The sequence below is a fragment of the Paraburkholderia sp. LEh10 genome (assembly GCF_017814945.1).
Lineage (GTDB): Bacteria > Pseudomonadota > Gammaproteobacteria > Burkholderiales > Burkholderiaceae > Paraburkholderia.
The window spans coordinates 22,907-29,569 of record NZ_JAGIPX010000086.1; the positions used below are offsets into that span (position 1 = coordinate 22,907).

Here is a 6,663-nt window from a genome sequence, read left to right on the forward strand (position 1 = left end):
ATAAATCACGTGACTACGCGTGCCAGTTCGCCACGATCTGCGTCAGCTTCTCCCGCAGCCAGACGCTCCCTGGGTCAGCCTGATCGCGCGGATGCCATGCCGCGAACAGCGAAAATCCGCGCGCCTCGAACGGCAAATCGAACGCATCGAGCACGTCCCGATAGCGCGCAACGAGCCGCGACGGCAGTGTCGAGACATAGTCCGTGCGGGCGAGCAGTTCGGGCACGAGCGTGAAGTGCTGAACCGACAGCACGACGCGGCGCACGCGCCCGAGCGCCTGCAAATGCTCGTCCATAAAGCCAAAGAAGCTGCCGCCGCTCGTCGAAACGAGCACGTGGCCGAGCGCGCAGTAGCTATCGAGATCAACGGGCGCGAGCCCGCGCGGATGACCTTTGCGCTGCGCGAACACGAAGTGCTCGTCGTAAAGCTTGCGCGCCTTCGTCCACGCCGGAACCATCCGCTCAGAACCGATCAGCAGATCGATCTCGCCGCGCTCGAAGCGCTCGACGCTCGTCGATTGCTCCGCGACGACGAACGCGAGTTGCACGCCCGGCCCCGCATGCCCGGGCCACGACTGCATCAGCTGAAAACCAAGCACGGCGATCGCCTGATCGCTGGCGGCAATCGTAAAACGGCGCGTGTCGGCGAATGGATCGAAGTCGGGCTGTTGTCGAACGACGGCTTCGAGCTGCTTGAGTACGTCATGCAGGGGCGTCGTCAGCTCGATGGCGCGTGCACTTCTCGTCATGCCGCGACCGCTCGTCGACGGAATCAGGAGCGGATCACCGAAGATCTGCCACAGCCGCGCGAGCTGCGTCGAGAGCGCCGGCTGCGTCAGATGCAGCCGCTCGGCCGCGCGCGTTACGTTGGCTTCCTCAAGCAGTGCGTCGAGCGACACGAGCAGATTCAGGTCGATGCCTCGCAGATCAACCACGTTGATAGGTCCAATATCGACAATTGATTTCGAGAATAGGTCAACCGCCACTACAGTTCAATCGTCCGATTACCCCTTCTTTCGAGGAACGACGATGAAAGCCTGGATGCTCGACGAACCCGGCAAACCCCTGGCTCTGCGCGATGAGCCGACGCCGCTACCGCGGCGCGGCGCCGTGCTGCTGCGGATGGAGGCGGTGCCGCTGCTCAGCTATACGCGCGCGTACGTCGAAGGCAAGCTGCCATACGCATTTCCGCCCGGTCCTTTTTCGCCAGGGACGAACGGCGTCGGCCGTATCGAGGCCGTCGGCGAAGGCGTGTTCGGCTTGCGTCCCGGACAACGCGTCGTCGTGCATCCGTACTGGGTGGCCAATGAAGCAGTGGCTGAGCCCGAGCAGATTCTGATTGGCCTGACCGGTATCAGCGCGGGCAGTGCGCCGATGCTTGCCGATTTTCCGCATGGGACGCTGCGCGAGTTCGCGGAATTTCCGGCTTCAACCGTGCTGGCGCTCGATGGCTTCGATGCGATGCCGTCAGCGCGCCTGGCGGTGCTCGGCAAATTTTCGGTGCCGTTCGGCGGCTTGCGGCGCGGCAGACTCGTGGCCGGCGAGACGGTGGTCGTGAACGGCGCGACGGGTTACTTCGGGTCGGCAGCCGTGCTCGCGGCGCTGGCACTCGGAGCCAGCCGCGTCGTCGCGCTCGGCCGTCGCGCCGAGCCGCTCGCGAAGCTGGTCGAGTTGGGCAGCGGCCGCGTCGTGCCGATCGTGCTGACGCGCGATGGCGCACGCGACGTCGCTGCGATCCGCGAGGTGGCTGGCGGCGGTGCCGATCTCGCCTTCGACATGGTCGGCCACGCACAGGAACCGAATGCGACACTCGCGGCGCTACGCAGTCTTCGGCGCAACGGGCGGCTCGTGCTGATGGGTAGCATGGATGTCATTCTGCCCATCACCTACAGCGAGATGCTGCGCAACAACTGGGAGCTGATCGGTCACTTCATGTACAGCAGTGCCGATTACCTCGCGCTCGTCTCGCTCGTGGCGTCGGGGCAATTGTCGCTCGATGTCGTCGAACTCGCGACCTATCCGTTTGCGCAGCTCGAAGCAGCGATCGATCGCGCGGGTGCGGCGCAGGGGCTGCAGTGCACGGTTGTCAGCGCAGAAGGAGAGCGTGCCTGGGGTTAAGCGCTGCTTCCGTAGTCGACCCACATCAGTCGGTCGCCCCGTCGCGACACCAATGGCCGCTTCCGGGGTGCTTCTGACATTCGAGTTGTGTACGTCAAGTTGTGCAGAAAACGGTTAACGATGGTTTCAGTTGATCGTTCTGCCGTGTCCGCTGCGAAGGGCGTAGCCCGCAACAGCGGACACGGCGCGCCGCTCATGCAGCAGCGCGTAGAAACTCCTTCTTCTGCTCGGCCAGCAAAGCCGTGTTCAGATAACGGCTGTCTTCCAGCCACGTTTCGTGTGTTTCGCTACACAGGGCCCTGATGAGTCGCAGGCACGCCGCCTCGTTCGGAAAGATCCTCACAATACGCGTGCGTCGCTTGATTTCCTCGTTCAGGCGTTCAAGCATGTTGGTCGACTTGAGATGTTTGTGATGCGCGCGAGGTAAGCGGTAGAACGTCAGCGTCTCGGCAATGTTGCCCTCCACCCAGTCCACGAGCTTCGGATACTTGCCCTGCCACTTGCCAATCCATGCAGCCAGATCCCGTTGTGCTTCCTGCAGGTCGCGACGGTCGTACATCCAGCGCAGTTCCTGCAGGCAGTCATCGTCGGCCTTAGCGGCAGATAGTCCAGCGCATTGCGCAGGAAGTGCACATAGCAGCGCTGCCAGGCGGCCTCAGGCAGCACCTCGCCGATCGCCTTCCTGAACCCCGCATGGTCGTCCGAGGCGACGAACTCGACGCCTGACAGGCCGCGCTTCTTCAGCCCCAGGAGGAATTCCTTCCAGCTCGACAGGCTTTCGCGGTTGGCCAACTCCACGGCCAGCACCTGGCGGTGACCTTCCCAGTTGACGCCGATGGCGATCAGCACCGCCTGCGAGCGGATCACACCTGATTCACGCACCTTCTCGTAGCGCGCGTCGACGATCAGGTACGGATACGCTTCCTCCAGCGGCCGGTGCGCGAATTTCGCCAGCGTTGCGTCCAGTCCCTTGTTGATGGCGGAGATCGCCGAGGCCGAGAAACTGTGACCGCATAGTTCCTCGGCGATCGCCTTGACCTGCGGGTCGATACACCCTGCACGTACATCTCGGCGAGCGCGGCCACCAGTGCCTTCTCGCTGCGCGCATACCGCTCGAACAATGCCGTCGAGAACTCTCCGTGACGGTCGCGCGGCATGCGAAGCTCCAGCTCCGATGCGTGTCACGAGCCCTCGTCCGTAATAGCCTGCCCGATAGCCGCTACGTGTTTCGGTACGCTCGTTGGGTGACGCACCCAACAGCTCCGTCATCTCCGCTTCCAGCACTTCCCTGTAGCGCATCCTTCCTAAGCGCCTTCATCAGATCCCGATCGCCGGCAACCAGCGCTTCCGCTGAGGGCCGGTTCGTACTACGCTTGGTCGTGGCCATGGCGTAAGCCCTCCCCAGGGCAGGTTGACGAACTGGACATTCATCAACTTACACCACGGCCACCCCATCCTTGGGCATTCTTCCTGCCTTCAGACTTTCTGCACATCTCTCGGCACATTACCGACATCCGCTGCGCTGCTCGCTAATTGACCCGCTGCTTACTGTGTTTAGTAGCCCAAGCTAATTCGTTGGTTTCTCTAAGCAGCTGTCGTTGCCCAAGGCTAGTGCCCATCGTCGCAATCTGGTCTTACATACGGCCCGGGCGGCAGCTGAGCGGCGGAAATTAAAACGGCGCAATGCGGCTGCGGGATCTGCGTTGCGCCGTCGGGAGGCGACGCGCGCCGAACTACTCGGCGCCGTACCTCTCGTTTGACACCCTTCTACCTTTCTAATCACCACCGGCGGTAAGGGTGATGCCACCCCCACGGACGACCATAGTACCCGCGGTAGGACCCCGGCCAATACGGACGACCGTAGTACCCGCGGTAGTACCCCGGCCAATAACCATAACCATAGTAGACGGGCGGCGGTGCGTAATAGACAGGCGGCGGCGGCGCGTAATAGACCGGTGGCGCGCCATAGACCGGCACCCCGATGCCGACACCGACCGAGACGTGCGCCCGCGCCGTCGCGGCGAACCCTGCGCCAAGCGCAGCGACGGCCAACAACGAGACGAGCTTCTTCATTTGGTTCCCCCAAGTGATGCCTGCACGCGTCCCATGATCGGCAGCATCCGCCACGGCACACTGCCCTTTCAGGATATGAAAAAAGCGGCCGCCTTACAGTTTGCAAGTGTTTCAAAATGCAATCGCGTAAGGCGTGTGGGAATCGGCGTGAGGCGCAGGAGTTTCTGCGAGACGAGATCGATCCCCTTTTACCGATCGCGTAGCCGTGAAGCGTTGCAGATATTCTTTGCGACACGCTCGTCCGATTGCAGCGCTGCGAGGCCAGAGCACCTTGTCTGGCAACCGTGGGCGGTGGTGTGGCCCCGACAGTTGCATTAAGCTGATCACAACCTGTGTGTCGTTTGTCTGCGAACGACCGGTAGCTGAGCGAAAGCCGACACCCGATTGTCCTGATTGTCCGAAGTGCCCCTGCAGCCAAGGGGACCGTCACATGGCCGCATCCGGTCCGACGATGAGGTGGCGGTACGCTCCATGCTGCCTCGGCATCGGGCAGAAAGCGACCCGGAAGGGCCGTTCGTTATTCAGCAGTTCGAACGGCAGCTTACCCGTTAGCGATAGGCCCTTTGCCCATGGGCGGCGGACAAAATAGCGACATTGCGCGCCGGCAAGCAAGCTGAATGGGAGGATGTGCTGCAGCTGGCACGCGCTTCGCTGGCACATGGGACCGGCGCTAAAACGAGGCGAAAAGTCGCCGGCCGATATCTCGCTAGGTTTCGCGATGAGTCAAATCGTGAACAGGAGGGTAAGATGCCGCACTCCATAGAAGGCTGGCTAAGCCAAAGCCGCGTGATCGCCGCGCTGGCAGTGTTGCTGACATCATCGTTTTTCACCGATGTAGCGCGCGCTCAGGCCGCTGCTGTACCCAATGTGGCTGCTGTCGGGCAGTCGGTTACATGCCAACCCACTTCCACGACCAGGCCGCGGCCGAAGCTTCCCCCAGGTTTTACCGAGCAGATCTTGTACGCGGGCTGTCTCACTCAGCCGACCGCGATAAGCTTCAACGGAAGCAAGACCAGGGTTTACGTCGCCGAAAAAGGGGGCAAGGTCTGGAATTGCGACTTGGCGACCCCTACCTGTACGTTGCTCGCCGACCTGGGGAGTGAAGTTTGCAATGATGCCGACCGGGGGCTCCTCGGACTTGCAGTCGATCCGCTGAATGATGGAAACGTCTACGTGCTTTACACGACGCGTCCCGCGACAGGAGCGTGTAGTGGAAACGTCCTTACCGGCGGCCAACTTTCGCTTTTAACGGGGTCGGGCGAAACGAAGATTCTGCCCCCCGCCGGATCCACCAGGCAGCCTTGGTGTTTTTACTATACGTCTCACAGCATCGGCGGCCTGGCCTTCGGAGCCGATAACAGAACGCTATATGTCAGTGCCGGCGATGGCGCAAGCTTCGACCAGGTCGACTACGGCCAGTTGGATACCGCTTGCGGCGATGGTACAAATTTGCCGCAGGGGGCGTTTCGTAGTCAGCGCGTGTCGCCCTACGACGATGGCGTTATTCTTCGGGTAACGAACCTGGGCACGACAACCCAAAGCGTTGCCATTGTCGCAAACGGCCTGCGCAATCCTTTCCGCTTCGCCCGGCTGCCCGGTGTGACGGATGAACTGTATATCGGCAACGTGGGTTGGAACCTCTGGGAATCCATCGATCACTTCACCGTCGCCGGCCAGAATTTCGGGTGGCCGTGTTTCGAAGGATGGGCCCCCAACAACAACTTCAGTGCGGCTCCTCAACCCGGCTACCAGAGCACCGCATACTGCGGAAGCGTTGGGGGCGTCACTGCACCGTTCTTTGCTTACTCTCACGCGAGTTACGTTACGGCCGAGGACAGCAGGGGAAGGACGTGCGGCGGCAAGCCGTCCGGCGGGGGGCCCGATCAAAACGGTAGTGTGATCTCCGCGATTGGATTCACTGACGGCACCAGCACAACCTACCCTCCCGCGTTCAGGAATGCCCTGTACTTTGGCGATCTTCTTCGGAAATGCATCTGGACAATGCAGCCGCCGAATAACACGCCACAGACGTTTGCAAGGGACCTGCAGGGAGGACCGGTGGATTTGAAATCCGGTCCAGACGGGGACCTCTTCTACGTGGACCTCGTTACCAGTTCCGTGAGGCGATTTACGCATAAGTAGCAGGCGGAAAACTGACGTGGTGCCTGGCTGGCGCTAACCCATTCCTGTGCCTTGCGCGAGTTGTAGCGTCTGGTCCGAGGGTCAGGAGGTTAGACCGAGATAGATGAACGGCGGCTTCAGAGGTTGAAGCCGCCGTTTGAATGCCCGTCGGCTCAGCAGCGCGAAAGACCGTAAGTGCGTAAATCGCGCCGAAGACAGAGGGAACAACGTCGTGGCCTTCAAACGACACCGGTCGGTGGTCTTTAGGATAGCCCTGAGGGTGACCCGGTTCAGCGGACAGATCTGCAGTCAGAGATTGAATGTGATTTAGCCTCCATTGGGCGTTGAGCAG

Annotated in this window: 4 protein-coding genes and 1 pseudogene; 2 read left to right on the top strand and 3 right to left on the bottom strand. The window is 61.5% G+C overall.

All coding sequences use genetic code 11. The annotated features are described in order from the left end of the window. Positions 1–13: 13 nt before the first annotated feature. Positions 14–934 (bottom strand): LysR family transcriptional regulator, encoded by a 921-nt coding sequence (locus J8I87_RS38740; protein ID WP_313068101.1) that lies wholly within the window; start codon positions 932–934, stop codon positions 14–16. Positions 935–1,028: 94 nt separating this feature from the next. On the opposite strand from J8I87_RS38740, the gene J8I87_RS38745 reads away from it, so the two are divergent. Next, positions 1,029–2,117 (top strand): zinc-binding dehydrogenase, encoded by a 1,089-nt coding sequence (locus J8I87_RS38745; RefSeq protein ID WP_209937684.1) that lies wholly within the window; start codon positions 1,029–1,031, stop codon positions 2,115–2,117. 193 nt (positions 2,118–2,310) lie between these two features. Here the strand turns inward: J8I87_RS38745 and J8I87_RS38750 are convergent. After that, a pseudogene (locus J8I87_RS38750) lies at positions 2,311–3,410 on the bottom strand (IS256 family transposase); the annotation flags it as partial. Between the two features lie 486 nt (positions 3,411–3,896). Then, positions 3,897–4,190 carry a hypothetical protein gene (locus J8I87_RS38755; protein ID WP_209937685.1) on the bottom strand — a complete coding sequence of 98 codons (294 nt, stop codon included), beginning with the start codon at positions 4,188–4,190 and terminating at the stop codon, positions 3,897–3,899. A 747-nt stretch (positions 4,191–4,937) separates the two neighbouring features. Between J8I87_RS38755 and J8I87_RS38760 the strand changes: the two genes are divergently transcribed. Beyond that, the gene (locus J8I87_RS38760; protein WP_209937687.1) at positions 4,938–6,332 is read left to right on the top strand and encodes a sorbosone dehydrogenase family protein; all 1,395 of its coding nucleotides are present in this window, start codon (positions 4,938–4,940) and stop codon (positions 6,330–6,332) included. The last annotated feature ends 331 nt before the right edge of the window (positions 6,333–6,663 follow it).